Annotated in this window: 23 protein-coding genes, 1 pseudogene and 1 riboswitch; of the genes and pseudogenes, 8 read left to right on the top strand and 16 right to left on the bottom strand. The window is 60.6% G+C overall.

The features are described 5' to 3' along the window. The 4 genes from ISN39_RS29585 to ISN39_RS29570 form a co-directional block, all read right to left on the bottom strand. Nucleotides 1-1,314 carry a cytosine deaminase gene (locus tag ISN39_RS29585; RefSeq protein WP_194731511.1) on the bottom strand — a complete coding sequence of 438 codons (1,314 nt, stop codon included), beginning with the start codon at nt 1,312-1,314 and terminating at the stop codon, nt 1-3. After that, the gene (locus ISN39_RS29580; RefSeq protein WP_074071440.1) at nt 1,314-2,153 is read right to left on the bottom strand and encodes an ABC transporter permease; all 840 of its coding nucleotides are present in this window, start codon (nt 2,151-2,153) and stop codon (nt 1,314-1,316) included. The genes ISN39_RS29585 and ISN39_RS29580 overlap by 1 nt, the downstream gene beginning before the upstream one ends. 2 nt (nt 2,154-2,155) lie before the next feature. Further along, the gene (locus ISN39_RS29575; protein WP_194731510.1) at nt 2,156-2,983 is read right to left on the bottom strand and encodes an ABC transporter ATP-binding protein; all 828 of its coding nucleotides are present in this window, start codon (nt 2,981-2,983) and stop codon (nt 2,156-2,158) included. 72 nt (nt 2,984-3,055) lie between these two features. Beyond that, entirely contained in the window at nt 3,056-4,072 is a 1,017-nt protein-coding gene (locus tag ISN39_RS29570) for an ABC transporter substrate-binding protein (RefSeq protein ID WP_194731509.1), read from the bottom strand. Between the two features lie 184 nt (nt 4,073-4,256). Between ISN39_RS29570 and ISN39_RS29565 the strand changes: the two are divergent. Further along, a pseudogene (locus ISN39_RS29565) lies at nt 4,257-5,268 on the top strand (LysR family transcriptional regulator). Here the strand turns inward: ISN39_RS29565 and ISN39_RS29560 are convergent. From ISN39_RS29560 to ISN39_RS29505, 12 genes are all read right to left on the bottom strand, one after another. After that, complete coding sequence (locus ISN39_RS29560) at nt 5,210-6,007, bottom strand: creatininase family protein (protein WP_074071444.1); 798 nt, start codon at nt 6,005-6,007, stop codon at nt 5,210-5,212. The pseudogene ISN39_RS29565 and the gene ISN39_RS29560 overlap by 59 nt on opposite strands. Before the next feature lie 293 nt (nt 6,008-6,300). After that, a complete protein-coding gene (locus ISN39_RS29555; protein WP_074071445.1) occupies nt 6,301-7,212 on the bottom strand; it encodes an ABC transporter permease in 912 nt (303 codons plus the stop codon). Beyond that, complete coding sequence (locus tag ISN39_RS29550) at nt 7,209-8,309, bottom strand: ABC transporter permease (RefSeq protein ID WP_194731507.1); 1,101 nt, start codon at nt 8,307-8,309, stop codon at nt 7,209-7,211. The genes ISN39_RS29555 and ISN39_RS29550 overlap by 4 nt, the downstream gene beginning before the upstream one ends. Further along, nucleotides 8,306-9,829 carry an ABC transporter ATP-binding protein gene (locus ISN39_RS29545; RefSeq protein WP_194731506.1) on the bottom strand — a complete coding sequence of 508 codons (1,524 nt, stop codon included), beginning with the start codon at nt 9,827-9,829 and terminating at the stop codon, nt 8,306-8,308. Before ISN39_RS29545 ends, ISN39_RS29550 begins: the two co-directional genes overlap by 4 nt. Nucleotides 9,830-9,832: 3 nt before the next feature. Continuing rightward, on the bottom strand, nt 9,833-10,930 hold the full coding sequence (locus ISN39_RS29540; RefSeq protein ID WP_194731974.1) for a BMP family ABC transporter substrate-binding protein: 1,098 nt from the start codon (nt 10,928-10,930) through the stop codon (nt 9,833-9,835). A 23-nt stretch (nt 10,931-10,953) separates the two neighbouring features. After that, complete coding sequence (locus ISN39_RS29535; RefSeq protein WP_074071449.1) at nt 10,954-12,333, bottom strand: amidohydrolase; 1,380 nt, start codon at nt 12,331-12,333, stop codon at nt 10,954-10,956. Between the two features lies 1 nt (nt 12,334). Continuing rightward, nucleotides 12,335-12,994, bottom strand: coding sequence for a glutathione S-transferase family protein (locus ISN39_RS29530; protein WP_074071450.1), 660 nt, complete (start codon nt 12,992-12,994; stop codon nt 12,335-12,337). Next, nucleotides 12,991-13,836, bottom strand: coding sequence for an aromatic ring-hydroxylating dioxygenase subunit alpha (locus tag ISN39_RS29525; RefSeq protein ID WP_194731505.1), 846 nt, complete (start codon nt 13,834-13,836; stop codon nt 12,991-12,993). The genes ISN39_RS29530 and ISN39_RS29525 overlap by 4 nt, the downstream gene beginning before the upstream one ends. Continuing rightward, entirely contained in the window at nt 13,833-14,486 is a 654-nt protein-coding gene (locus ISN39_RS29520; protein ID WP_194731504.1) for a Rieske 2Fe-2S domain-containing protein, read from the bottom strand. Before ISN39_RS29520 ends, ISN39_RS29525 begins: the two co-directional genes overlap by 4 nt. Before the next feature lie 168 nt (nt 14,487-14,654). After that, the gene (locus ISN39_RS29515; protein ID WP_194731503.1) at nt 14,655-14,924 is read right to left on the bottom strand and encodes an acylphosphatase; all 270 of its coding nucleotides are present in this window, start codon (nt 14,922-14,924) and stop codon (nt 14,655-14,657) included. 143 nt (nt 14,925-15,067) lie between these two features. Next, nucleotides 15,068-15,433 (bottom strand): hypothetical protein, encoded by a 366-nt coding sequence (locus ISN39_RS38035; protein WP_335727783.1) that lies wholly within the window; start codon nt 15,431-15,433, stop codon nt 15,068-15,070. Nucleotides 15,434-15,439: 6 nt separating this feature from the next. Further along, the gene (locus ISN39_RS29505; protein ID WP_074071453.1) at nt 15,440-15,925 is read right to left on the bottom strand and encodes an Hsp20 family protein; all 486 of its coding nucleotides are present in this window, start codon (nt 15,923-15,925) and stop codon (nt 15,440-15,442) included. A 326-nt stretch (nt 15,926-16,251) separates the two neighbouring features. Next, nucleotides 16,252-16,360, top strand: a riboswitch (guanidine-I (ykkC/yxkD leader). Between the two features lie 74 nt (nt 16,361-16,434). On the opposite strand from ISN39_RS29505, the gene ISN39_RS29500 reads away from it, so the two are divergent. The 7 genes from ISN39_RS29500 (at nt 16,435) to atzF (ending at nt 26,056) form a co-directional block, all read left to right on the top strand. Then, a complete protein-coding gene (locus ISN39_RS29500) occupies nt 16,435-17,508 on the top strand; it encodes a putative urea ABC transporter substrate-binding protein (protein WP_194731502.1) in 1,074 nt (357 codons plus the stop codon). 62 nt (nt 17,509-17,570) lie between these two features. Then, a complete protein-coding gene (locus ISN39_RS29495) occupies nt 17,571-18,389 on the top strand; it encodes an ABC transporter permease subunit (RefSeq protein WP_194731501.1) in 819 nt (272 codons plus the stop codon). After that, nucleotides 18,386-19,213 carry an ABC transporter ATP-binding protein gene (locus ISN39_RS29490; protein WP_194731500.1) on the top strand — a complete coding sequence of 276 codons (828 nt, stop codon included), beginning with the start codon at nt 18,386-18,388 and terminating at the stop codon, nt 19,211-19,213. The genes ISN39_RS29495 and ISN39_RS29490 overlap by 4 nt, the downstream gene beginning before the upstream one ends. Further along, the gene (locus ISN39_RS29485) at nt 19,210-20,028 is read left to right on the top strand and encodes an urea amidolyase associated protein UAAP1 (RefSeq protein ID WP_074071457.1); all 819 of its coding nucleotides are present in this window, start codon (nt 19,210-19,212) and stop codon (nt 20,026-20,028) included. Before ISN39_RS29490 ends, ISN39_RS29485 begins: the two co-directional genes overlap by 4 nt. A gap of 13 nt (nt 20,029-20,041) precedes the next feature. Beyond that, on the top strand, nt 20,042-20,692 hold the full coding sequence (locus tag ISN39_RS29480) for an urea amidolyase associated protein UAAP2 (protein WP_194731499.1): 651 nt from the start codon (nt 20,042-20,044) through the stop codon (nt 20,690-20,692). Nucleotide 20,693: 1 nt separating this feature from the next. Further along, on the top strand, nt 20,694-24,230 hold the full coding sequence (uca, locus tag ISN39_RS29475; protein ID WP_194731498.1) for an urea carboxylase: 3,537 nt from the start codon (nt 20,694-20,696) through the stop codon (nt 24,228-24,230). Further along, nucleotides 24,230-26,056 carry an allophanate hydrolase gene (gene atzF, locus ISN39_RS29470; RefSeq protein ID WP_194731497.1) on the top strand — a complete coding sequence of 609 codons (1,827 nt, stop codon included), beginning with the start codon at nt 24,230-24,232 and terminating at the stop codon, nt 26,054-26,056. The genes uca and atzF overlap by 1 nt, the downstream gene beginning before the upstream one ends. Nucleotides 26,057-26,086: the final 30 nt, after the last annotated feature.

Raw genomic sequence — 26,086 nt, 5'->3', positions numbered from 1 at the left:
TCAGGCTCCAACGACACTATCGAGTTCACGGTAATCCGGCAGGCTGCGGTCGATCACCTTGCCGCGCCGAAGCACGACGCGGTCAGACTGCGGACGGGAGAGAAATTCGCTCCAGCGCCGGGCGCTGAAGAGGACGAGATCGGCCGGGCTTCCGGGGGCGATCCGGCCGATATCCGGGCGGCCGACGATCGACGCTGGCGACGTGGTGATGATGCGAGCAGCCGTATCCAGAGGATGATCGAGATGCAGGATGCGTACCGCCTCGCGGAAAACCTCGACCGGATCAAGATCGCCATAGGCATAGAACGGGTCGCGGGTATTGTCGGAGGCGACGGCGGTCTTGACTCCGGCTTTGGCAAGCTCCTTGAAGAGCGTTACCCCACGCCATCGCGGCGTGCGGTCCGGATAGCGGTCCTGGAGATACATGTTGCACATCGGAAGCGAGATGATCGACAGGCCGGCCCTGGCGACCAATTCGACAGTTCTCTGAGCAAGACCGTCGTCCTGTCGGGCGAGCGAGCAGCAGTGGCCTGCCGTGACCTTGCCCTGAAAGCCGTTGCGGATCACCGAGTCGGCGATTGCTTTTAGCGTTTCAGCGCCCGGATCGTCCGTCTCGTCTACATGGAGGTCGACGTCGAGCCCACTGTCTGCGGCCGCACGAAAAAGCGTATCCAACTGCCAGACGAGGTCTGGTCCCATCTTCGTGACCCCGCCAAGCAGGCCGCCTTTATTGCGAACGACCGTCACGAGATCGGCGAAATAGGCCGCATCGGTCATGAGCTCCATGGGAAAGAGCGCGACAGCTTGCAGTGTAATCCTATCTTTCCAGGCATCCCGCACGTCGTCGAAGACATCGAAGGAAATCCTGTGCTGCGGAGCGATAGAATCGAGATGCGTGCGGATGAGGCTGGTGCCGTGGGCGTAGGCGGAGCGTAGCGAGAATTCCATCCGCATTCTGACGTCTGTGGCGGACCAATGCGCCTCCCGATCGACGCGCACCGCCTCCAACGCTCCCATGAAGGTGCCGTCGAGGTTGGCGTTGCGGGACCATATATGTCCCTTGTCGAGATGCGTATGAGCGTCCACGAAGCATGGCCAGGCCATGCCGCCCTTAAGATCGGACCTTGCATAGTCCGCGGGTGCTTCGCCTGGCGGCAGAACGGCGGAAACCAGACCGTCTGCGACGACGATATCAGCCCTGACGAGACCCTCTTCGGCCGGTGCGGCGTAGCCGCTGACAGCTGCCGCCGGAAGCGTTGCATTGCTCAGCACGAATCGGCCGGCATTGGGAGGTGAGATGAAGGAATAGGTCATCAGTTTTCCCGTCTCAGGCTGCTTTCATGCCAGCGATGCAGGCTGAGCCACGAGATGAAGGACGTGACGGCAAAGATTGCGACGCCGAGCAGCGACAGCATCAGCAAGGCCGCGAAGAGTCGGGGTATGTTTAGCCGATACTGGGCCTCGAGCAGGCGAAAGGCGAGGCCGGAACCGGCGCCGGCTGAGCCGGCGGCGAATTCCGCCACAACAGCGGCAATCAGCGCAAGCCCGCCACCGATCCTGAGCCCTGTCATGAAATAGGGCTGGGCTGCAGGCAGCTTGAGATAGAGCAGCGTCTGCCAACGCGAGGCACCGTAAAGCTCGAAGAGATTGATCAGATTGTGATCGACGCTTTTCAGGCCCTGGACCATGTTGGAAAGGATCGGAAAGAAGGCGACGAGGAAAGCGCAGATGAGGAGGGCCACCTGCGTCGATGGTGCATAAATGAGGATGAGAGGCGATATAGCCACAATCGGTGTTACCTGCAGGATCACTGCAAGCGGGTAGAAGGCGATCTCGATCCACCGGGATTGAACGAGGAAGATCGCAAAACCGACGCCGCCGACCAGTGCCAGCATCAGCGACATGAAGGTGATCTTGGTTGTGACCCAAAGGGCGGGGGCGAGCGTGCCCCAATCCGTGGCAAAGGCATTGGCCACGGCGATCGGTCCGGGGAGGATATAGGGCGGAACACCGGAGAGCTTGACATAGAGCCCCCAAATCAAGACAACGACGGCTATGACGGCGAAGGGTACGGCAATACGAAGCGCCAGATCACGCCGCCTGGGGTTGGGCCGATTGGGGATCGACGGCGCGAAGGCGTCGGCTGTGTCCATCTTCAACGATCTTCCTTTGCAGCGTTAATTGCCCCGATCAGCGAATGGGAGACCGTTTCGCAGGCGCGCCGGTATTCTTCCGAGGTGCGATAATGCGCGTCGCGCTCCCGGCTCGTCACAAGCGAAAGATCTGCATGAACCCGGCCGGGGCGCGCCTTCATGACAACGATGCGGCTAGACAGATAGGCGGATTCGAAGACGGAATGGGTGACGAAGATCACGGTGATGCCCGTCTCCTTCCAGAGCCGCAGTACATCGTCGTTCAGCTTCTGACGCGTGATTTCGTCGAGTGCCGCGAAGGGCTCGTCCATCAAAAGAAGTTTCGGCTTGGTTACGAGCGCACGGGCGATCGAGACGCGCATCTTCATGCCGCCGGAGAGCTCGCGCGGATAGGCGCCGGCGAAATCCTGCAAGCCGACGGTCGCGAGCGCACTCATGATCTGATCGCGTGCCGCGGCCCTTGAAACCCCGCGCAGCTTTAGTGGCAGATGGACATTACTGAAGACATTCTTCCACGGCATCAGCGTCGGCTCCTGGAAGACGAAACCGATATCGCCTTCGGGAAGTCCCTTTGCGTTGATGCGCGAACTCGGCCAGTCGATGTTGCCGGACGTGATATCACCAAGGCCGGCTATGATGCGAAGCGCAGTCGACTTGCCGCAACCCGACGGGCCGAGCAGGCTGATGAACTCGCCAGTCTCGACCGTGAGCGACATGCCAGAAAGCGCGACCGTTCCGCTGGAGAAAACCTTCGAAACGGATTGCATGGCGACCAGCGGCCGTTTGCGTTTTTCAGTCAGCGGCGCCGTCTGGACTTCGGCTAGGGGCATTGCGGGTCTCTTTGTTTGAAGAGGATGCAGCTTGACGCTTGGCGCGGCAAGCTCTTCACACAGCCCTGTGGCTTACTTCTTCAGCGACATGCCGGTGCCCTTGCAGACGAACTTGGTCGTAAAGGCCTTGGTATAGTCCGTGTCTGCCTTGAAGATCTTGATCGCCACCATTTCGTCGAAGAACTTCTTGTAGTGCGCGTCGGTGATGCAGCCGATGCCCTTGTCCATGGCGTCGCCGGATTCAACGATGCCGAATTCCTTCATCTTGGCAATGGAATAGGCGATCTGACCATCCGTCATTTCCGGATTGTCATTCTTGATCAGTTCATTCGCCTTGCTGTTGTCACTGTAAAGGTAATTGTACCAGCCTTCGATCGAGGCATCGACGAAGCGCTGGACGATGTCCGGCTTCGTGTCGATCATCATCTGGGTCGTTGTGATCATCGTGGAGTATGGGGTATAGCCGTTGTCGGCGAGCAGGAACACCTTCGGCTCCCAGCCCGTCTGCTTCTGGATTTCGTAGGGTTCGGACGTCAGGTAGCCTTGCTGGGCAGACTCCTTGTCGGCGATGAACGGTCCAGGATTGAAGTTGTAGGGTTTGTACTGTTCGTCCTTGAAGCCGTTGTAATTGGATTTCATCCACTCGAAGTAGGTCAGGTAACCGTCCTTGCCGAGGAAGAGCGTCTTCAGCTTGGCCAGATCCTCGAACGTCTCAATGCCGGCATTAGGATGCGCAATCAGCACCTGCGGGTCTTTCTGGAAGATGGCTGCGACATCCACCAAAGGAATGCCTTGCTCGACGGCGGTGATTTCGCCCTGTGAGCCGCCCATGTAGAAGTCAATCTTGCCGGATATCAGCAGCGCGCTGTTTGCTGCATTCGGGCCGCCCTGAACGATGCTGACGTCGAGACCGTACTTCTCGTAGGTGCCGTCGGCGACCGCCTGATAGAAGCCACCATGCTCGGCCTGCGCCAGCCAGTTGGTGCCATAGCTTACCTTGTCGAGCGCGTGGCCCGGCACGGCCGCGGCGATCGCGCCCCCGATACCAAGGAATGCGGTGAGTGCAATATTTTTCAGTGCATTGGACATGTTCGGCGTTCCCCTATGGTGCCAGGGATTGCCCTACCGGCACCCCATTTTCTTCATTTGAGCGATTGCGTTGCTCTTTGAAAAGCATCAAAATTCGTGCGCAACGATGCCTTTTTGGCATCTCAAACGGTGCGCGTTCCTTATTTGGGCTGCGTGCTTAAATTTGATGCACCGAGGGCGCGCGATGCTGCATTCCAGGAAGCTTCTCTACATCAACGAAATTGCGCGGTCGGGCTCTATTCGCAAGGCAGCGGCACGGTTGAACGTTGCTTCCTCTGCCATCAACCGGCAGATCCTGGCGCTGGAAGCGGAAATGGGCGCTCCGCTCTTCGAGCGCCTGCCGCGCGGCCTCAGGCTGACTGCGGCCGGCGAACTGTGCATAGAACACATTCGCGAGGTTCTGAAGAATTACGATCGTTTGGAGGGCCGCATCCGCAGTCTCAGGATGCAGCAGGCGGGCAAGGTGCGTCTGGTAACGACGGTCGGGCTTGCCGCTGGGCCGCTGGCGGAAATCATCAGCCGCTTTCAGTTGGAACATCCGCGTGTTTTCTTTCAGATCAGAAATGATGCCGGCACGATGACGGTCAATCCCGTGCTGTCGGGTGAGGTGGATATCGGCCTCGGCTTCAATATTCCGGCGACACCTGGAATACGCACTCTCGGAGCTTTCGACATCCCGATCGGCGTCGTCATGCCACCCGGCCATCGGCTTATCGGTCAAGGCCCGATCAACCTGACGGACGTGGTGCAGGAGCGACTGGTGCTGGCCCAACAGGGCACCAGCCTGCGCGAAGTGATCAATCTTGCACTTGCGCGGCTCGATGTTCATGTCGAGCCGGTGCTCGAGACCAATGCTTCGGAGATGCTGAAGAAGCTGGTGAAATGCGGGGCAGGGTTATCGATGCTCAATCCGCTCGACGTGATCACCGAGTGCCGAAAGGGCGAACTGGTTTTCCGTCCGGTCGCCGAGCCACATGCGCGCCAGCAGCCGATGAAGTTGTTTGCCCGTGTGCGTGCGCCGCTGGACGCCGCAACGAGCCTGTTCGTGGAATACCTGCTGGCAGAGCTTGCCGGCCTTGTACAGGAACTTCAGGTCAAGGGGCACATCGCGCCCGACAAGCCGGCTGCCAGTTGACCTTACTTCGTGTAGAGATTTGAAAGAGGATAGAGCTTCAAATCATAGAGCATCTCGATGAAGCCCTTCACTTGATGGCGGCAGATGGCTGCGCCCTTTTCCGCCGTGCCGCGCGAGGCGTCGCCGACGACGCCGTTGGGATTGAGATCATGCGCAATCCACGCCAACGAATGCGGGGGTAAAGGCTGAATATAGTTCGACCGTTCCCGCATCCATTCGGCTTTCGAGGCAAAATTCTGCGCCTTGTCCATGCGCACCAGGTCCGGCCGGAAACGCAGCATCAGGGAGGTCTCCACCTCGCCGCCGTGAATACCGTATTTTGCTTCGTGTTCGCTGATCATGCCTTCCGGATGTCCGAACCGGCCCCACTGCGTCGACAGCACGGCCATCTGGTGACGGACGCGCAATTCGCGCGCAACGATGCTCATGATGTCGACATTGCCGCCATGCGAGTTGACGATTACCATTTTGCGGATACCAGCTTCCGCGACCTTTGCGCCAATCGCAGTCCAGACCGGGATCAAAAGTTCGGCTCCAAGCGAGAGCGTGCCCGGGCCATAGATATGTTCGTTCGCCTTGCCGATCTCCTGCGTCGGCAGGACCAGTATGTCAAGGTCTTCGGGCCGCTCCTTGCGCAACTCCGCAAGCATTCCGTGTGCGATTGCGACATCGGTGGCGATTGGCAGATGCGGCCCATGCTGTTCTGTCGACGCGATCGGCAGGATGGCTATGGTCGTGTCGCAAGAAAGCGCCGCGAAGTCAGAGGTATTGAGCTCGTTCCAGTAAAATGGCATCGCCATTGCCGCATCCCTTCCTTGGCCTTCCACTATTGAGTAGGGAACCTGCGTGCATGCGAAAAGCATCAATTTGCGCCAATGCCGATGCCTTTTTGCGAGAGGTGCCAAGAGTACAGTCTAAGGCTTGCCCAGGTGGCGCTCGGATAATTTTTCGGACGCAGGTGCTCGACCACAATCCGAAGAGAAAATGCGGTTCGAAACGCGCGCCTTCGGCCAATGGGCGGTTGCCGCCGCAACGCAGGTTCATGGTCGAACTCTCTTCACACCTGAATTTTCAAAAGCCGCTTGGCGTTATGCTAGCGTTCGAAAGGCTCGCCGAGCGAGGCGACGCCATTCAGCTTTAGCAGGCGGCGGTCTGCCGAAATGATGCCCAGCACGATAATCGTGACGAGATAGGGCAGGCTCGCAAGCAGTTGTGATGGGACGTCCAGTCCGGCCGCCTGGGCTGCGAGACCCGTCAGTGACACGGCTCCGAAGAGGCACGCCCCCAAAAAGATCCGACCGGTGAGCCACGTCCCGAAGACGACGAGCGCGATTGCGATCCAGCCACGACCGGCGATCATCCCATCGGCCCAAAGCGGTGTGTAGACGACCGACGCGTAGGCGCCGGCAAACCCTGCCATCGTTCCGCCGAATGCGATGGCGGCGAAGCGGACGGCGATGACTGAATACCCGACAGCATGGGCGGCTTTGGGGTTCTCGCCGATCGCCCGGACGACAAGACCGGCCTTCGTATAGGCAAACATCGCCCAAATGGCGAATGTTGCGGCAAGGGAAAGCCAGACGACGGCGTCTTGGATGAAAAGGTTGCCAATGACTGGGATATCGGAAAGCCATGGAAAGGCAAACTTTGGAAGCCCCTTGACCGTGAGGCTTTCATAGGTCTTGCCGAAGAGCGCCGAGAGGCCTTGACCGAGAATGCCGATCGCTAGACCTGTCGCTACTTGGTTTGCCCGAAGTCCGACCGCGATGACGGCAAATACGATTGAAAGCGCGGCGCTGCCGAGACCGGCGGCGACGAAACCCAAAAGATGGCCCCCACCATGATAGACGATGATGAAGGCGAGCACCGCACCGAACGCCATCAAACCCTCGGCGCCGAGGTTGAGAACCCCGGCTCGCTCGACCACCAGCTCGCCGAGAGCTGCAAGGAGGAACGGTGTCGCAGCCGCGAGCATCCCGGCAAGGATGAATTCGATGGCGTTCATGGCTGGCTCCGGTAGTTGGAAAGGCGCCATTCGAGACGGTACCGCACGAAGGCGACGGCGATGAGATAGGCGACGAGGAGACTACCTTGAAATACGCGGACCGCGGCAATCGGCAAGTTTGCCGACACCATGGCATTGTCGCCCCCGATGTAGAGCGCCGCCATGAACAGCGCAGAGACCACGATCCCGATTGGATGCAGACCGCCGAGATAGGCGACGATAATAGCCGCATAGCCATAACCCGTCGAAATCGAGCGCTGCAACTGGCCGAGGGGACCGGCAACCTCGGCTGCGCCAGCAAGCCCTGCGGCGCATCCGCCGATGAGAAGGGAAAGCCAGATCGCCCACCCTTCGTTAAAACCGGCGTAGCCGGCGGCACGCGGCGCGAGGCCGCCGACCTGGAGCTTATAGCCGGTGAAGCTCTTCTGCATGAAGATCCATGCCACCATCGACAAGACGATCGTCAGGAGCAGGGAAACGTTGATGCGGGTGCCGGAGATCAAGATCGGCACCATCGCATCATACTGGAACATCACAGATTGAGGAAAGTTAAACCCGTTGGGATCCTTCCAGGGACCAAGCAGCAGGTAGTTGAGCAACTGCGCAGCAACGAGGCTCAGCATCAGGGAAACGAGGATCTCGTTCGCGTTGAGCCTGACGCGCCAGAAGGCGGTAAGCGATGCCCATGAAGCACCACCGAGTGCGCCAAGGAACAGCATCAGTGGCCAGATCCATTGACCCGTCGCCTGCGGGAACCATACGGGGATGGCCGAGGCGAAGATCGCACCCAGAATGAACTGGCCCTCGGCACCGATGTTAAAGACCTTGGCGCGAAAGCCGATCGCCAGGCCCTGCGCGATGAGGAGAAGGGGGCCTGTCTTCAGCATGACTTCGGAGAACGACGCCCAAGAGAGGAAGGGTTCGAGAAGCATCGCGTAGAAGACAGCGACCGGATCGCGGCCCATCAACACGTAAAGTCCGAGATTGAGAGTGGTAGCCACCCCCAGAGCAACGGGAGGTGCAAGCAAGGTGGCGGTCAGCGAGGCGCGCTCCCGACGGACAAGGGTGGGAAGGATAGCTGCCAATAAAGCCCTCATGCCAGAGCCTTCTCCTGCGAAGAATGTGCACCGATCATATATCGGCCGATGTCCTCCGGCCGCGTGTCCCGTGTGACGAGAGCCGGGCTCAGCGTGCCGTGGTGCAACACCTGAATGATATCGCAGAGTTCGAAAAGCTCTTCGAGCTCCTCTGAAATGATGAGGATCGCCATGCCTTCGTTACGCAGCCCGACAAGCCGCCTGCGGATGGCCGATGCAGCGCCGATGTCGACGCCCCATGTCGGCTGTGCGATGAACAGTAGTTTCGGAGACAGCATGATCTCTCGGCCGACGATGAACTTCTGCAGATTACCGCCAGAGAGCGAGCCGGCTTCCACCTCTGGGCCGGGCGTGCGGACATCATACTGGCGGATGCACTCATCGGTGAATGCCATCGCCTTCGCTTCGTCAAAGAGACCGTATCTGAGAAGGTTGAGCGGATGAGCGGTCAGCAGGCTATTTTGGGTGAGGGACATTTCGGGTACGGCGCCACGCCCAAGCCGGTCTTCGGGAACGAAGGCAAATCCAAGCTGCCGGCGTGCAGCCGCATCGAGCGTGCCCACGTCCTTTCCCATCATGTAGATCCGCTCGCGCTGTTCTCCTGGCAGGACCACTTCGCCGGAAATGAGCGAGGCAAGCTCGCTTTGCCCGTTGCCGGAAATTCCGGCTATGCCGAGGATTTCGCCCGAACGAACCGTGAGGCTCAAAGTGGAGAGCGGCACGGCAAAGGGGTCATCCGGCCGATAGTCGAGGCCTATGATTTCAAGCCGCTTTTCCCCGCCAGAAATGGGCAACGCCGGCATTGGCTCCGGCATGTCGCGGCCGATCATCATGCGGGCCAGGTCATGAGCATCGTGTTTTCGCGGATCGACATGCCCGGTAACGCGCCCGCCGCGCAGAATGGTCGCCCTGTCGCAGATCGCGCGGATTTCCTCCAGTTTATGCGAGATGAAGAGAATGGAGACGCCACCGTCGCGCAGGCGACGCAATGTCTCGAAGAGCCTCTCCACCGATTGCGGCGGCAGGACGGAGGTCGGCTCGTCGAGGATCAGCAGCTTCGGGTTTGTCAGCAGACAGCGGATGATCTCCACCCGCTGCCGCTCGCCGACGGAAAGCGTGTGCACATGGGCGAGGGGATCGACTTCGAGCCCGAAGTCGCGCCCGATCTTCCGGATGCGCTCAGCGAGATCGGCTTTCCGGCCCGGAACGACCAGTTGCGTGTTCTCCACCACCGTCAGGGTCTCGAACAGCGAGAAGTGCTGAAAGACCATGCCGATACCCTTGCGCCTCGCCTCTGCAGGGGATGCGAGGCTCAAAGGTTTTCCTTCCCAGATGACGGTTCCGCTGTCCGGTTGCTCGACGCCATAGATCAGCTTCATCAGCGTCGATTTACCCGCCCCGTTTTCTCCGAGGATTGCATGGATCGACTGCGGGGCCACGTCCAGGTCGATGGCTTGATTGGCCCGGTTCTGGCCGTAGCTCTTGGAAATGCCGCGCAGCGACAGGAGCGGAACGGTCATGGCTCACTTCGGCAGAGGCGTAGCGACGCCCTTGACGTGCCAATTCATGGCGACGACCTCGCCATCTGTGAGCGTTGCACCGGAGGGCGCCGCTTCGCTGCCATCGGCCTTGGTGATCGGCCCTGTGAAGGGAGTGAAGCTGCCGCTGGCGATCTTCGCCTCGATCTCCTTGATCTTGGCCATGGCGTCGGCCGGGATATCCGGATTCCAGTCGACAACCTCGACGACCTTTTCAGCGACGCCGAGGAAGGCATTGCCGCCCTTGAACGAGCCGGCGATATGAGCGTCCACCGAGGCCTTGAAGAACGGCGACCAGTCGGTTGCGACACAGCCGAGATAGGTCTTAGGCCCGTACTTCTTCATCGACGAGTTGAGGTTGAACGCGTAAACGCCGGCTTCCTCGCAGGCAGAGATGACCGACGGCGTGTCCTGCGCATTGGAAAAGATCACATCGCACTTCTGCGCCATCAGCGCCTTCGCTGCTTCCTGCTCCTTGGCCGGATCGAACCACGAGTTCACCCACACGACCGACACCTCGATATCCGGTTTCACCGACTGGGCACCGAGCGTGAAGGCATTGATGGACGTGATCAGTTCCGGGATGGCAAAGGCGGATACTGAGCCTAACTTACCGGTCTTGGAGAGCGCAGCGGCAGCCATGCCGAGCAGGTAGGTTCCCTGAAAATACTTGGCTGCGAAGGGCGAGAAATTCGGTGCTACCTGGAAGCCGGAGGCATGCAGCACGGTGACCGCCGGATTCCGGCGGGCGATCTGCAAGGCGCCGTTCTGATAGCCGAAGGAGCCGGCGATCAGGAATTTGTTTCCGTCGGCGACCGTCTTGTTCATGATGCGGTCGGCATCCGGACCTTCCGGAATGTTCTCGATGACCGTGACCTTTACCTTGTCGCCGTACGCAGCCTTGACGGGTTCGAGGCCGGCGGCAAGGGCGTGTCCCCAGCCGACGTCACCGACCGGCGAGGGGATCACGAGAGAAATACCGAGCGGCTCGTCGGCTGCCATGGAGGACCGGCCGCCAAGCACGCTTGCGAGGCCGGAAGCGGCAACAGCCTTTATCAATGTTCTGCGGGTGAGGTTTTTCAGCATGTCAGTTCCCCTGTTTCGTTTTAGAATTCCATTGTCGCGAGAGCGGCCTCGGCTTCGGCGAACAGCCGCATTTCGTCGAGCCCGATGAACTCGCCCTTGGCCCAGACGATGCGTCCATTGATCATGGTCATGTCGGTAGGCATTCCGATGCCTACTTTGGCAATCAGGCTCAGCGGGTCATGCCGCGTGCCGATGTAGTCCATGCGCCGGGTGTCGATTGCAAAGAGGTCGGCGGCCATCCCGGCAGCAAGCCGGCCGATATCCCGGCGGCCGAGGAGGGCCGCCCCGCCGGTCGTCGCATAGCCGAGAAAATCGACCGGAGGCGGGACGGGATGGGCGCGTGTCGAGGCTGTCAGGCACTGCAGCATGTAGGCGGAGTGCAAGCAGTGCATCAGGTTTGAATTGTCGTTCGAGGCGGCTCCATCGCAGCCGAGACCGACGCGGAGACCGAAGGCCGACATGGCCGGAATATCGGTGACCTCGGCGCCGACCAGATAGACCGGCTCGGGGCAATGGGAGACACCGGTGCCGCTTGCCGCCATCATGCGCAGTTCGTCATGGGTGAGTTCCCAGCAATGGGCATAAAAGGTATCGGGACCGGCAAATCCAATTTCTGCGCAGTAATCCACCGTCCTCATGCCGTGCCGAGCCTCGATGACGGGGCTTTCGCCTTCGCCGACATGGGTATGGAGTTGCACGCTGCGGTCGCGCGCCAGCGCTGCCGCCTCGACGAAGGTCTCTCTATAGCAGTTGACCGGCTGACAGGGCGCGACCACGACCTGCCGCATGCTGAAGGGGCTTGTATCGTGGTAAGTGTCGATCAGGCGCGTACAATCGGCGATGAATTCGTCCGTCGTCTCCAGCATGGCGTCCGGGATGGTCGAGCCTTCGGACTTCGGCAGCGTGTTGCCGCCGCGGCCCGCATGAAAGCGCATGCCCAGCAGGTCGGCTGCCTCGAACTGACGGTCTATCAGTTGCTTGCCAGCGCGGCGCGGGAAGCAGTACTGGTGGTCGAAGGCCGTCGTGCAGCCGTGCTTGATCATCTCCGCCATGGCGGTGACAGAGGCATGGTAAAAGCAGTCCTCGGTCAGGCGCGAGAAGATTGGATAGATGCGATCAAGCCATTCAATGACCGTCAGCTTCGTCCAATCGAGATCCGCCCGGTTGCGCACGAAGCACTGGAAGAAGTGGTGGTGGGTATTGACGAGCCCCGGATAAACGAACCAGCCGGTCGCGTCTTGGGTGATGGTCCCGGCCGGCAGCTCTCCCTTGTAGAGGTTTTCGCCGATCGCTTCGATCGAAGGACCGTTTGTCAGCAGGTCCACGTTCCGGCAGACACGCAGCCCCTCGCCATCGTTGGCGATGACGGCAGCACAGTTCGTTAGGAGATAACCGGCCACGTCACACCTCGCCCGGTTCTGCGTAGGGTTCGGGCGTTAACTCGTGCAGCCTATGGATGCCAGGCATCTCGACAAAATTATCGAGGCTGCGGATTGCACGCGACCAGAGCCTGATGGCGGGATAGGGGTCGAGCGGGATGCCGCCATCCGGCGCGAGCGCCACGTAGGGAAAGCAAGCGATATCAGCAATTGTCGGGCGGTTCGACGCGAGGAACTGAAATCCCCGCAAGCCCTGTTCGACCAGGTTCGCTTCCAGTTCGCGAAGCGCAGCAATCCCTTGTGCTTGAAGCGAGGCGATGTCCCCTGGCCCCAGAAGCATTTCATGAAGGCGCGCGCCTCCGAGGTTGGCGGTCAGCCGGTGTGAGAACGAAAGCCATTGCTGGACGCGCGCTGTTTCTTCCGGCGTGCCGCTGCCCAGCCACTTTGGCGCCGTCTTGGCGGCGAGGTAGGTAAGCATGGCGGCGGATTCGGTCAGGATCAGATCCCCATCTTCCAAGATCGGGATCGAGCCCGCCGGATTAAGCGCCATGAGCTCGAGGCTGCGATGCTCGGCGCCGGGATGAAAATCTACTGGCCGGATTTCCAGCTTCACGCCGGCCAGAGCCGCCATCAGCCGAACTTTGTAGCAACTGGGTGAGAGAACGTAATCATAGAGCTTCATTGCGCCACCAATTGTGCCCCATAGGTGTAGTGGTGGCGTTTCAGCCAGCGTCTGTAAGCGATCGAAGTCAGGTCGGCTCTGGTGGGGATTTCCATTCCGGGATCGAGGGGCAGGAGCCTGGGGATCTGGTTTTCGAGAATGGACCGGTCCTGCAGGAAGATCGTCTGCTGAAAGTGAATGAGATCGGTCATCGGCGTGACATCGTCGAAGAGCGCCATCCACGGCCAGACGTCGCACAGGTCTTCGGCGAGGGGTTGGACGAAGAGGGCGATGACATCCCATTCACCAGGGCGGGGCGGACAGGTCTTGTAAAGGACGGAGCAGGTCGGCGCCGGCACGCGGTACATGTATTCGGTCGTGATGCCGCCGCTTGCCGACTTGGCAGCCTGCGGTTGGTAGAATTTGACCTGCGTGGCCCAGACCTCATCTACTTCATCGCGGATTTCGACCTTGTAGTCCTGAACCTCGGTGTGTGGCTCCGCGCCTAAGATGTCGGTGTGCACAAAGGGAAAGTGCGCTATGTCGAGAAAGTTCTCCACTGCGCGCAGCGGCGAGCAGCGCACGCGAGCGACACCCACATCGACAAACCGGCGGCCGGGCTGATCGGCCTCGGGAATCGGAAAAAGATCCGTTCGAGGTTTGCCGAGAGAGGACCAGATGTGGCCGTAGCGGAGGCAAACGGGGAGAAAGCGCCCGTCGCCGGATTTCACGTTGATGTTTCCGTGGGCGTCAAGCGCCACTTCGATAGGCTCTCCCATCAGGGCGGTCTTGCGCCCATCGATGTCGAGCTGGCTGAAGAGACCGACGGGATACCACTCGTCGATCATCGCGTTTTGCCTCATGACGCTTTCCCTTTCGTCTGAAGCTCCTCGGCCATCCGCCGCAAAGTTTCGGATGCCCGTGACGCGGCAATGCGCGCGGCCAGGCAGCTATCATTATCCAGCAGGATATGAATCAATGTCTGGCCGTTGTCTTGCGGGACGAGCAACAGCCGGATCGTCTGGCTATTCTGCGCATGCCAGACAAGGCCTTCCGGGCCTGCCTTTCCGTTCGCAGCAGCTTCGACCGCCTCAGTACCGGCATCTGCCACCAGGGAGCGCAATGGAACAAGGCCTTCAAGCCGCGGGGGCCCAGCTATAAGTTGCTCTGCGGCAACCCAGATGACGCCGTCAGACTCTTCGACCTGTTGCGTCTCCAAGCGGATCGTTTCGGGCGGCGTGAGGCCTGGATGGGCCGGGATGCGCAGGCAGGTTCCGGTCCGGGTGTAGCTCCAGCCGTGATAGATGCACGAAAGTGCCTCGCCACGCACGAAGCCGTGAGACAAGCGCATGCCGCGATGCGGACACCGGTCTGCCGATGCTGTCACGTGCCCCGACTGACTTCGCCAAAGAGCAATCGGCCCGGCTGGCGTCCGTGCCGGAATAACGGTTCCCGCTGGCAAATCCGCGGACAGGGCGACTGGCGTCCAAGAGCCCGTCGTGTCAGACAGCATCACTCGGCTTTCTATATAAAATCAATGGCCTGGTTGGTGAATCCGCGGCTAAGCGTCGGCGGTCCGCCAATCAGTGTGGTCACGTTTGCATAATTTTTTCGCATTGGCAATATTGATTAAATATAAGGCATACAATGCGCATGCAGCCAAAAAAGATCGATCGCGACGTCAGCCGGCTCCCCTGTCGATTGGTGTGCGGTGTATCGTCTCGACCCAGACATCGATAGGCCCGAGCAAACATCCGATCTCCATCATGTCGATCAGCTCCACGGGCCCGGTGATGTCGAGCTCGACCCGATCGGAACTGGTATGGGCGATCGCCTGCGCAAGCCCGAGCTTAGCGGCATGGCGTCGGATCCAAGGAAGGAAGGAGGCGGCGTCAAGTTCGCCGAGGATCGTCATTCGCTCCCGAAAGTCGCTTTGATGTTGGTCCGTCATGAAAGGCCCTAAGCTTGGTATCTTGGCATAGAGCATAGCGCCCAGGTGGACTTATGAAAGGGTGGTCATCAAAGCGCGCCTCTATCGGTAGGCACTGCCCTTTGCCGCCGATCAGTCACGCAAAAGAAACGGCAAGCGGCGCTTTATAGTTCGTTCTCCTGGCCGGGATCCAGCAGATCAACAAGCCGCGCAATTCTTCCCGTCGGCAACGGACGGCCTTCATCGGCCAGAGCTTCTTCAGCATTCACCCAGGCCCAGGCTTCTGCCAGTTCCTTTGCCGAAGCTCCTGTCGCCAAAATGTCTGCAAGCAAGACCTCGTCAACCGGGCCGATGATGGCCCTTACTTCTCCTGACGATAGGGTCATTTCAATCACCTCCCTCACGTTCGGCACTTCATGACTGCGGCTGTGCCAGCACATTGTGTCGCTGCTGGCAGCCAATAGGACACGCATCGCATCCAACCGCGGCAATGCCGCGCCGGGTAAAAGCCCGGCGCGGGTCGTCGTCATGTTCGATCAAGCCACCTGCTTTTCGCCTTCGATCTGTAGCGGCCCAGTCTCCTCTTTGGCCTGCTTGGCCTCATTCGTTCCGATAGCAATGCGCCGCGGCTTCATCTCTTCGGGGATCTCGCGTTTCAGCTCGACCGACAGAAGGCCGTTCTTCAGGCTCGCACCAAGCACCTTGACGTGGTCGGCAAGCTCGAAGCGTCGTTCGAATGATCGGCCGGCGATGCCGTGATGCAGATATTGCATATCCTCCTTGTCGGGCTTCGCACCGGCAATAACGAGCACGTTTCGCTCATGTGTGACCGACAGATCTTCCTCGGCGAAACCTGCAACTGCCATGGTTATGCGGTACTCGTCCTCGCCTGCCTTGACGATATCGTAAGGCGGCCAGGTATCGACAGCTTGAAATCGCTGCGCATTGTTGAGGAGATTGAAGACGCGGTCAAAGCCGATGCTGGACCGGTAAAGCGGGGCGAAGTCGAATTCGTTTCTCATAGCCATATCCTCCGTAAAGCAACATGGAATGGAGACGCATGGAAACTCGCGTCTCCAACATCAGCCCCGTACGGGCGGCTGACGGAATTGATTTGGTTGCGGAGTTTTCAGGTTCAAGAGCGTTCAGACAAAAATTGGCACTCCAGGCTCGAGAGTGCTAAAAAATGTCGCCGCCGTTCTTGAAATGCCGTCTTCCACATTGTGACAGCTGCGCCTAAATAATGAGCAGTTGCCGCTCGGTGCCGCTGTGAGATAGCCGAGACAATAGAAAAACCTTTATAGAATCAATTTAGCAGAAACTGGCACGGGTCTTGCTTTGACAATGCTGAGTTGGTGGCTAGGGTTCCGGCGCTTGACAAGCGTGCTGGTCCGAGAGCTGCCGTCGGTGGGAGAGAAATCCCGCCGGATGCACGGCGGGACAAAAGCCCGGGAGACCTCGTAAGCCAAGGGATTGGCGGCGCGATGGTCTTTGCCAATCCCTTTTTGAAAAAAGCAAAAGGGGAATTTCAATGCAGACTTTTTCGAAGCTTCTTTCCATCACCGCCTTGACCGCCTACTTCATCCTGGGCCTCGGCCCCACCGTTGAGGCTGCCCAAAAGACCGAGTTCAAGGTTGCATGGTCGATCTATGTGGGCTGGATGCCCTGGGGCTATGCTGCCGATCACGGCATCGTCAAGAAATGGGCCGATAAATACGGCATCAAGATCGATGTGACCCAGTTCAACGACTACGTCGAGTCGATGAACCAGTATACGGCCGGTGCCTTCGACGCCGTGACGCTCACCAACATGGATGGCCTTTCCATTCCGGCCGCCGGCGGCGTCGATACGACCGCCGTGATCGTCGGCGACTTCTCGAATGGCAATGACGCCGTAATTCTCAAGGACAAGACGAGCCTTGCCGATATCAAGGGCCAGAATGTCAATCTGGTCGAGTATTCCGTCTCGCATTACCTGCTTGCTCGCGCGCTCGAAAGCATCAAGCTGACAGAGCGCGACGTGAAGGTCGTCAATACGTCCGACGCCGACATGGTCGCCGCCTATAAGACGCCCGACGTCACCTCCGTCGTCACCTGGAATCCGCTGGTCTCCAGCATCCTTGAGGATCCTTCGGCCAAGAAGGTATTCGACAGTTCGCAGGTTCCTGGCGAAATCATCGACCTGATGGTCGCCAATACCGATGTGCTCAAGGACAATCCGAACTTCGGCAAGGCGCTGGCAGGCATCTGGTATGAGACCGCGGCGCTGATGGAGGCGGATACGCCGGACGGCAAGGCGGCCCGCGAGACGATGGGGTCGGCCTCCGGCACCGACCTTAAAGGTTTTGAGGCGCAGATCGCTGCGACCAAGCTCTTCGCCAAGCCCGCTGACGCCGTCGCCTTCACCGTGTCCCAGAGTCTTCCCAAGACGATGGATCTGGTGCGCAACTTCCTCTTCGAGAAGGGCCTGCTCGGCAACGGTGCGCCGTCGGCGGATGTCATCGGGATCGAAATGCCGGACGGCAAAATCCTCGGAGACAGCGGCAACGTCAAGCTGCGCTTCACCGAGACCTACATGAAGGCGGCCGCTGACGGGACGCTCTGAAGTTCGACCGGCGGCGCGGGAAAACTGCGCCGTGTCATTCCTTCATCAGCGGAGCTTTCCTCATGCGCTGGATCAATATCAAGCCAAGTCGGGGCGCGCAATTTGCCCTGATGCTGATACCCTTCGTGCTGCTGATCGTAGCCTATGCCTTCGGCTCGGCGGCGCGCCTGTCCGAGAATGCCAACGACAAGCTGCTGCCCACTCTCTCCGGCTTCGCCCAGGCGATCGAACGCATGGCCTTCATCGCGGATCAGCGTACCGGCGATTACCTGTTCTGGTCGGATACCTGGGCGAGCCTGATCCGGCTTTTCGCAGGCCTCGGCATCTCCACAGCGACAGCGCTGCTGATCGGAATGCTGATCGGCATGCTTCCGTATCTGCGGGCGCTCCTCGCTCCCTTCATCGCTGCCGTCTCTATGGTGCCGCCGCTGGCGCTGCTTCCGATCCTCTTTATCGTGATGGGTCTCGGCGAGACATCCAAGATCGCTCTTATCGTGATCGGCGTCGCGCCGACGATGATCCGCGACCTGGCGCTGAAGGCGCTGGACTTGCCGCGCGAGCAGGTCGTCAAGGCCGAGACGCTTGGCGGCTCCTCGTGGCAGATCGCCTTGCGCGTGGTTCTGCCGCAGATCCTGCCGCGGCTGATCATCTGCCTCAAGCTGCAGTTGGGGCCTGCCTGGCTCTTCCTGATCGCGGCCGAAGCGATTTCCTCGGAATCCGGCCTCGGCTACCGCATCTTCCTCGTCCGCCGCTATCTGGCGATGGACGTGATCTTTCCCTATGTCGTCTGGATCACGCTCCTCGCCGTCTTGACGAACTACGTCCTTGATCGCATCCGCGTCGCCGTCTTCCCCTGGTCCGAACTGGAGAAGCAGGGATGAGCGAACTCAGGATCGAAAATCTCTGGAAGGAATATGGCGACCAGATCGTGCTCGAGAACGTGTCGCTGAGCGTCCCCTCGCGCGCCTTCGTCGCACTTGTCGGGCCTTCCGGCTGCGGCAAGTCGACGTTCCTGCGTATGCTGCTCGGTCAGGAACAGCCGACCAGGGGCCGGATTTTGCTCGATGGCGAGCTTCTTCCGGCGCAGCCCGGCCCCGATCGGGGTGTCGTCTTCCAGCGCTATTCTGTCTTTCCGCATCTAACCGTGCTCGGCAATGTGCTACTCGGCAAGGAACTTTCCGGCGCGCGCTACATGGCGAAGCTCTTCGGAGCGGCGCGGCGCAATGCGATTGCCGAGGCGCAGCAATTGATCGGCGAAGTCGGCCTGGCCGGGGCGGAGGACAAATATCCGGCACAGCTTTCCGGGGGCATGCAGCAACGGCTGGCCCTTGCCCAGGCGCTAATCATGAAGCCCAAGGTAATGTTGCTTGACGAGCCATTCGGCGCGCTCGACCCGGGTATCCGCGCCGAGATCCACATACTGATGAAACGGCTCTGGCACGAAACGCAGATGACCGTCGTCATGGTGACCCATGACATGCGCGAGGCTTTCACGCTTGCAAGCCGCGTGGTCGCCTTCGAGCGGCGCCGCGATCGACCCGAGGAGAAGCTGCGCTACGGCGCGACCATCACTAAGGACATCTCAATCTGGCCGCCACGCCATGCCGGAGCGCCTTCGATCTTCAGCCCCGACCGGGACGGCCTGGTCGCTTACCAGGGGCATTGCCGGGACGACCTGGCTTCGTCAGGAGAAACCCAGCCATGACACGCGTCAGACGTTCGCCGGAAGAAATCACTGCCAACCGCGCGCGTTACGAGGAGCATCAGAAGAAGGGGCTCGAATTTGCACCCAAGGCACTGCCCGGTGCAAGCCCATTGCCGGCGCCCGGGATCGCGCCCGACAAGATCATCCACCGCGAGGTAATCCCGGGTGGCTGGTATTGGTCGACCCATATCAAGAAGCACGAGGCATTCCGTGTCAGCCTCGATAGCGGATTCTCGACCATTTCCCTCATCGCTTGGAGTACCGCCGACACCAGCGAGCGGTTGAACCTGCCCGATACAGTGAAGGTGCAGTGGACAACTGCTCTGGGGAAAGGCCGTGTGATTTTCTCTGACATGGGGCGGGTGATGTTTTCGGTGACGGAAGACTCGTCCGGCGCCCACGACGGGCTGATGGGCGGTTCCACATTCACGTCGAACGCCGCAAAATACGGAGAGGGGACACGCAACACCCGTGACAACCTGATCCTCCTTGCAACCAAAGCCGGGCTCGATAAACGCGACATTCCGCCGGCCCTTGCACTCTTTGCTCCGGTCCGCGTCGACCGGAACGGGGCATTTTTGTGGAAGCCGGAACTTCTGCACGAAGGCGATTATGTCGAGTTGCGCGCCGAGATGGATATGATCGTCGGCTTTTCCAACTGCCCCCATACGCTCAATCCGGACACGGTCTATCGACCCAACCCGGTGACCGTCACGCGTATCGCGGCGACCGAGCCCCCGAGCGGCGACCTTTGCCGGACTGCGACCGCCGAGGCTGTTCGCGGCTTTGAAAACAACGCGCGGGCAGCCGTGTGAGGGAAACATGACCATGACCGATTTCATTCAGACAGCGCCGGGCCGCACGCTCGAAAACGCCGCACAGGACCATTACATCCCGGCTGAGGCACCATTTTCGGCGGTGGTCCGGAAGGGCCAGACCATCCGTATCGAGGACACATACGGCCAACAGGCGATCGACACGCTGTTCTACAATGCCGAGGACTTTTCCGAGCGCTACTCCAACCAGGATACGATGCGCGAACAGGGTGCGGCCTATATTTCGACCGGCACGAGGATCATCTCCAATGAGGGCCGGGTGATGCTGACAATGACCGCCGACAGTTGCGGGCGCCACGATACGTCCGCTGGTGCCTGCTCCTGCGAGAGCAATACGGTACGCTTCGGCCACGGCACCAAATATCTCCATGCCTGCCGGGACAATTTCGTTCTTGAAGTCTCCAAGCACGGCATGAGCAAGCGCGATGTCGTCCCCAACATCAATTTCTTCATGAACGTCCCGATCGAGCCAAGCGGCGAGATGACGATCGTCGACGGGATCTCCGCGCCGGGTGACTATGTGGAACTGAAAGCGGAGATGGATGTTTTGCTCGTCATTTCCAATTGCCCGCAGATCAACAATCCCTGCAACGGTTTCGATCCAACCCCGATCCGGGTGCTGGTCTGGGACAGCGAGATCTGACATGTTCAAGAAGGTTCTGATCGCAAACCGGGGCGAGATCGCTGTCCGGATCATCAAGACGTTGCAGCGCATGGGTATTGCATCGGTCGCCGTCTTTTCGGATGTCGACCGCTTTTCCAAGGCGGTGTTGATGGCAGACCAGGCGGTAAGGCTCGGCCCGGCGCCGGCGGCCGAAAGCTACCTCGACGTCGAGGCCGTCATCGCGGCCTGCATGGCAACAGGTGCCGAGGCCGTCCATCCCGGCTACGGCTTCCTTTCGGAGAATATCGACTTCGCCGAGCGGCTGGCAAAGGTAGGCATCGCCTTCATTGGCCCGACGCCCGGCAATATCTCGGCTTTCGGGCTCAAGCACACCGCCCGCGAACTGGCGCAAGCCTGCGGGGTGCCGCTACTTCCCGGCAGCGGCCTCCTGGAGACGAGCGAAGCCGCGCTCACGGCCGCAGCCGACATCGGATATCCGCTGATGCTGAAATCGACCGCCGGCGGGGGCGGCATCGGCATGCGACTCTGCGATGACCCCGAACACCTGACGGCGGCCTTCGAGAGCGTGCAGCGCACTGCGCGCGCAAGCTTCGGTGATGCGCGCGTCTATCTCGAGCGTTTTGTCGCCAAGGCCCGCCATGTTGAAGTGCAGATCTTCGGCGATGGCAATGGCCGAGTGATCGCGCTTGGCGATCGCGACTGCTCGTTACAGCGCAGGAACCAGAAGGTGATCGAGGAGACACCGGCGCCGGGATTGCCGGATGTGGTTCGCACGCGGCTGCATGCCGCGGCCGTCGCGCTCGGCGCCTCCGCCGGCTACCGCTCGGCGGGAACGGTCGAATTCATCTACGATCCTGCGCGTGAGGAATTCTACTTCCTCGAGGTCAATACCCGCCTGCAGGTCGAACATCCGGTGACCGAGGCCGTCTTCGGCATCGATCTCGTCGAATGGATGATCCGCCAGGCGGCTGGGGAGGATATGCTGGCCGGTAACGCGGCCCTTATACCCAGCGGCGCGGCCATCGAAGCGCGCATCTATGCCGAAATGCCGCATGCGGAGTTCAGGCCAAGCGCTGGACTGCTGACCGAGGTCGTCTTTCCGAAAAACGTGCGTGTCGATGGATGGATCGAGACCGGCACCGAGGTCAGCCCCTATTACGATCCCATGCTTGCCAAGGTGATCGTGCAGGCCGAAGATCGCCCCGCCGCAATCGCGGCACTCGGCAAGGCTCTTAAGGAAAGCGCGATTTCCGGAATCGAGACCAATCTCGATTATCTGAGGGCGATTGCGGCTTCGCAGCTCCTGTTAAGTGGTGATGTGGCGACGACGGCGCTCAATGATTTCGCCTTCGTGCCCGAAGTCGTCGAGGTGATCGCGCCAGGCGCCCAGTCGAGCTTACAGGAATTGCCCGGGCGGCTGGGTCTCTGGCACGTCGGGGTACCGCCATGCGGGCCGATGGACGAGCGATCCTTCCGCCATGCCAACCGGCTGGTCGGAAATGCAGACGAGGCGGTAGCTCTCGAACTCACCGTATCCGGCCCAGTGCTCAAATTCCTCTCGGATGTCAGGATCGCACTTGCCGGCGCGCACATGCCGATGACCCTCGACGGTACGTCGATTCCGCAGGGAGCGGCGATCCTCGTCAAGGCGCACCAGACGCTTGCGATCGGGACGATTGCTGGCGCCGGCCAGCGCTCGTATCTCGCCGTCGCCGGCGGATTTGCAGCACCAGTAGTGCTCGGTTCACGAGCAACCTTCGGCCTGGGACAGTTCGGCGGCCATGCGACCGGCACGCTTCGCGCCGGACATGTGCTGCGGCTTGCCCGCACGCCGCAGCCGACATCGAAGCCGGCCAACGACCCAGCCGAGCTCACGCGCGCCTGGGAGGTCGGCGTCCTCTACGGCCCGCATGGCGCTCCCGATTTCTTTTTGAAGGAAGACATCGAAACGCTGTTTTCGACGGAATACGAAGTCCATTTCAACAGTGCCCGCACCGGCGTGCGGCTGATCGGTCCGGCGCCGACGTGGGCCCGCGCCGATGGCGGCGAGGCGGGGCTCCACCCGTCGAACCTGCACGACAATGCCTATGCCGTCGGCGCAATCGACTTCACCGGCGACATGCCGATCATCCTCGGCCCCGACGGCCCAAGTCTCGGCGGTTTCGTTTGCCCGGCGGTGATTGCGCGCGACGAACAATGGAAGATGGGCCAATTCAAACCGGGCGACAAGATCCGCTTCCACGCGGTGAAACGCACCGGAGACCCGATCGCCGGGCCGATGGTCAAGCGCATCGGCGATGCCGCCGGCTGCCCGATCGTCGGCCGGAACGAGACGGGGCCGGTCCCCGTGATCTATCGCCGGCAGGGAGACGACAACCTGCTGGTCGAATATGGGCCAATGCAGCTCGACATTGCGCTCCGCTTGCGTGTCCATCTTTTGATGCAGGCGATCAAGGAGGCGAAGCTCACCGGGCTTATCGATCTTACCCCCGGCATACGATCGCTGCAGATCCACTATGGCGGAAGCGGCCTCACCCGTACACGCCTTCTTGGCCTGCTCGCCGAGATCGAAGCTTCCCTGCCGCCGGCGCAGGCGGTGAAGGTGCCGAGCCGGATCGTGCATCTGCCGCTCTCCTGGAACGATTCAGATGCCGAACTTGCGATGCGCAAGTATCAGGAACTCGTCCGGCCGAATGCGCCCTGGTGCCCGTCGAATATCGAGTTCATCCGACGCATCAACGGCCTGGCCGACGAACAGGCGGTGCGCAAGGTCGTCTTCGACGCCAGTTATCTCGTACTCGGGCTCGGCGACGTCTATCTCGGCGCTCCGGTTGCCACACCGGTGGATCCCCGGCATCGGCTGGTGACGACAAAATACAATCCCGCCAGAACCTGGACGCCGGAAAACGCCGTCGGCATCGGGGGCGCCTATATGTGCATCTACGGCATGGAAGGTCCCGGCGGCTATCAGTTGTTCGGCCGGACGATCCAGGTCTGGAACACTTGGCGCCAGACGCCGTTCTTTTCCAAGGACAAGCCCTGGCTGCTCGATTTTTTTGACCAGATCCGCTTCTTCCCCGTGAGCCACGAGGAACTGACCGAGGCGCGCGCCGCCTTCCCTTATGGCGGTTATCCAGTCCGCATCGAGGAAACCGAATTCAGCTATGCGGCCTATGAAGCGGAGCTTTCTGCCAATGCACAGGCGATTGGCGCCTTTAAGGCCAATCAGCAATCGGCGTTCGAGGCCGAACGCAAGCGCTGGAAGGATCTTGGCCTTGACAGCTTCGTCGTCGACGAGGGCACCGGCAGTGGGCTTGGGGGCGAAATACCCGATGGCTGCTTTGGCGTCGAAAGCGCCGTACCCGGAAACGTCTGGAAGATCCTCGTCGAGGAAGGCCAGCCGATCGCCGCCGGTCAGACGCTCGCCATTATCGAATCCATGAAGATGGAAATTAATGTGACCGCCCATGCCCCAGGTCGCGTCCGCGATCTGCGCGCAGGCCCCGGCCGCAACGTGAAAGCCGGCGATGTCCTCGTCGTGCTGGAGGAAATCTGATGCTCCCTACCATTCTCGATCTCGCTTCGCTCCAATCCGCCTATGCAGCCGGACTTTCACCCCTTGATCTCGTCGAGCAGGTGATCGCCCGAAGCAGAGCTGCCGATGATCCGGCGATCTTCATCACACAGACCCCCGACGATGATTTACGCGCCGCCGCCAGGGATCTGATGGCCCGCGCTCCCGAGCCAAACAGTCTCCCGCTCTGGGGCATCCCCTTCGCGGTCAAGGACAATATCGATGTTGCCGGCTTGCCGACGACGGCGGCCTGCCCGGCCTTTGCTTATCGCCCCGAGCAGGACGCGACGGTGGTGGCGCGGCTGACAACCGCCGGCGCGTTGGTGATCGGCAAGACCAATCTCGACCAGTTCGCCACCGGCCTCAACGGCACGCGGTCGCCCCACGGCGCGCCGCGCTCGGTCTTCGACAGAAATTATGTGTCGGGCGGCTCGAGTTCCGGGTCGGCCGTAGCCGTTGCTTCGGGCCTGGCGAGCTTCGCGCTCGGCACCGATACGGCCGGTTCCGGCCGCGTGCCGGCAGCCTTCAACAACCTGGTCGGCATCAAGCCGACGCCGGGGCTCGTGCCGAATGTCGGCGTGGTTCCCGCCTGCCGCAGCGTCGATGTCGTCACCGTCTTTGCCGCGACGGTCGGCGACGGCGTTGCGATCCGCAAAGTGATGGAGGGTTATGACGCCGCCGACCCCTTCTCACGCAAGGCAGTTCCCGCCAGCCTGCCCGCCTCCGGCCTGAGAATCGGCGTGCTCGACGGAGCCGAACGGGAATTCTTCAGCAACAAGGATGTCGAAGGCCTCTATGATGCGGCCATCGAAAGGGCGCGTGCTCTCGGTGGCACCATCGTTCCTTTCGATTATGCCCCGTTCCGGCAGGCGGCCGAATTGCTGTATAACGGCCCCTGGATCGCCGAACGGCTGGCCGCGGTGAAGGATTTTCTCGCGACGAATGCCGGTGATTTTGATCCGACGGTGCGCACTATCATCGAGGGTGCGAAAGCCTATGATGCCGTTGCCGCCTTCGAGGGCAGATACAAGCTCGAAGCGCTCCGGCAGAAGACCAGGCAGGAATGGCAAAAGGCGGATATTTTGATGCTGCCGACCTCGCCGACTACTTATACGGTCGAGCAGATGATGGCGGATCCGATTGTCAAAAACGGTCATTTCGGCCGGTACACCAACTTCGTCAACCTGCTCGATTGCGCGGCGATCGCCGTCCCAGCCGGATTTGATGCGGACGGCCACCTGCCGGCCGGTGTGACGCTGATCGGCCCGGCCTTTACCGACGACGCTCTCGCCCCTTTAGCCGACGCCATGCACCGGACCTTGAACATGGGGATGGGTAAGGACCGCGCGGCCGTCATCCCCGAGGTAAGCCACGTGCCGCAGGCCGATGATTGCTCGGTGCCGATCGCTGTCGTCGGGGCACATCTGACTGGCATGCCGCTCAATTCCGAGCTCACGGGAGGAGGTGGGCGCCTTGTCAAAACTTGCCGGACTGCAGGTGACTACCGGCTATTTGTCCTTCCGAATACAGCCCCGCCAAAACCCGGCCTGGTGCGCCAACCTGGGTATCAGGGAAAAGGCCTCGAAGTCGAAGTCTGGGCGCTGCCTCCGGAAGCCTTTGGTCGCTTCGTGCAGAATATCCCCGGACCGCTCGGCATCGGCAAGCTTGTTCTCGATGATGGCTCCAGCGTCTCAGGATTTATCTGCGAAGCCTATGCCGTCGATGGTGCGCACGAGATTACCGAACTCGGCGGCTGGCGACACTACATGCGAATGAAGACCGAAACAGAGGAAAAGGACAGAGGATGAGGACATCACTGGCGAGTCGGCCCCCCGCGC

Origin of the sequence: Rhizobium sp. 007, from assembly GCF_015353075.1 — a bacterium.
Taxonomy (GTDB): Bacteria; Pseudomonadota; Alphaproteobacteria; order Rhizobiales; family Rhizobiaceae; genus Rhizobium.
Note: the sequence above shows the minus strand (reverse complement) of the source record. Positions and strands in the feature narration are given on the sequence as shown.